The 1,751-nt window shown below is 45.5% G+C and carries 2 protein-coding genes; both read left to right on the top strand.

The window, feature by feature from the left end; all coding sequences use genetic code 11:
• A partial coding sequence (locus R7P35_RS23835) for a hypothetical protein (protein ID WP_318092795.1) occupies window positions 1–732 on the top strand: 732 nt, incomplete at its 5' end.
• A gap of 160 nt (window positions 733–892) precedes the next feature.
• Window positions 893–1,751: substrate-binding periplasmic protein (locus R7P35_RS23830; RefSeq protein ID WP_318092793.1), on the top strand; the 859-nt coding region annotated here is incomplete at its 3' end.

Genomic DNA, 1,751 nt, shown 5'->3' with positions numbered 1-1,751 from the left:
ACACTTCAATTTTTCATCACAACTTTTCTTGCCGTTGTGTGTGCCCGAGCGATGAGTTTGAGTGAGGGCGAAATCCCAGTACTCGCACTCATGATCCCGGCATTATGGCTGTTGCCTCAAGGTGGCCTTGCTGGCTTAGTGTTGCTCGGCGCTATGATGGTGTTTGGTGCGACGCTTTCGATGCAGCCCATTGCGTTGTCTGTTGGCGTGCTGATTCTATTCCCGTTACTTATGGTGGTGTTCTCACATCGCAGCTCTCTTGGCGTTCTCCTTACCACCGGTTTGATTGTGATTACCTTACAAGTAGGGCTGATGGTCACGCAACAAGGCGGTAAGCTTGATGGTTCAGCTTGGGTGACCGTGGTTCAAACGTTGTCTGTTGTGGTCATGTGGTGGGCAGCAACGCATTGGAAACGCTCAGAAAAACACAGCTGGTGGCCTTTGCTTTTACTATTGCCTCTCTGGATTGCCGATCTTCATTACGCGGTGTTGGTGGCGTTGAGCATTACTGGGATGTTGGCTTCGATGGAAACACTCGCCAAATTAAAAGACTCGATTCGCTGGAGTAAGTTGCTTTGTTGGACACTACCAACCGTCGGTTTTGCAGCGTTGGTGGTGAGCCCTAATACGGATGTACCAAACCCTGTATTTGTGGTCTGGATCTGTTTGTTGGGTACTGCTTGGATGACGGACTACATCTTGCGTAGTAGTGACGAGCAGGCGGAGTTATAAAATAGTTGTAGGCGTTCAGAGGAAAAAGTGACCCGTGCGGCAGACTGTTGAATTGATTGTGAAACAATAAGTGAATTAGTATATGTTCATCATTTCATAATTATTCTACTTTCCATAATAATAACCACACTGTAAGTGGTTAATTTTAGATAAGTTTGTCATGATCACACTTGCTCGAACGCTGCTGCTTTTCGCTTGTCTGTTGCCAAGCCTTCATGTAAAGGCCGAACCTTCATTACAGCCTCACTATAAAATCGCGACGGAAGCGGATGATGTTGTCACTCGCGTTTTATTTGATGCGGTATCCACTGAATTTGGTGTGAGTGTTGAGTACATCAACTACGCGAGTTTTGATGCCATTTTAGATGCAGTCGCGAATGAAGACGCGGACTTTGCTGCCAACATTACCTATACCGATACTCGCGCCGAGCGTTTCAGCTATTCCCGACCAACAAACATTGAATACACATACCTATATGGGCTGAGCGACTCGACATTAGATGACATTTCACGTGTTGGTGTGCCTCAAAACACCATCTACTCAGAACTGATCAAACAGTATCATCCAGAGTTAAAACAAGTTCCTTATAAAGGCCATAACGAAGCAGTACGTTTGTTACAAACTGGTTTAGTGGATGGCGTGGTTGATGCGATTAACCAACTCAAACCAATGTTGTTGGAAGGGTTTGATGCCAAAATGCTCAACGATCAGATCTCCATCAAACCCGTTTCTATCATCAGTAAAAAAGGTCACCACTTAGAAGAGTTGGATACCTTTGCCTCGTTTATTCATGGTGAAGCGGTACAAAAGCAACTTCGTGAGCAAATCGCGTTGTATCAATTTGAGTTGAGACGTTCAGCCCTGCGAGATGCGATCAAGTTACTGCCTGTCGATTTACAACAGCCAAAACAAAACCAAATGGAATCCATCGTGCCGTATGTGGTGTACAACCCTGATGGCACCGTACAAGGGATGACAGCCGATATCGTTCTACAAAGCTGTGAAATTCTGGATTTAA

The sequence above is a fragment of the Vibrio sp. Vb0304 genome (genome assembly GCF_033338995.1).
In the GTDB taxonomy this organism is placed as follows: domain Bacteria; phylum Pseudomonadota; class Gammaproteobacteria; order Enterobacterales; family Vibrionaceae; genus Vibrio; species Vibrio alginolyticus.
The sequence above is the reverse complement of the archived record's forward strand: the minus strand, read 5'-3'. Positions and strand labels throughout refer to the sequence as shown.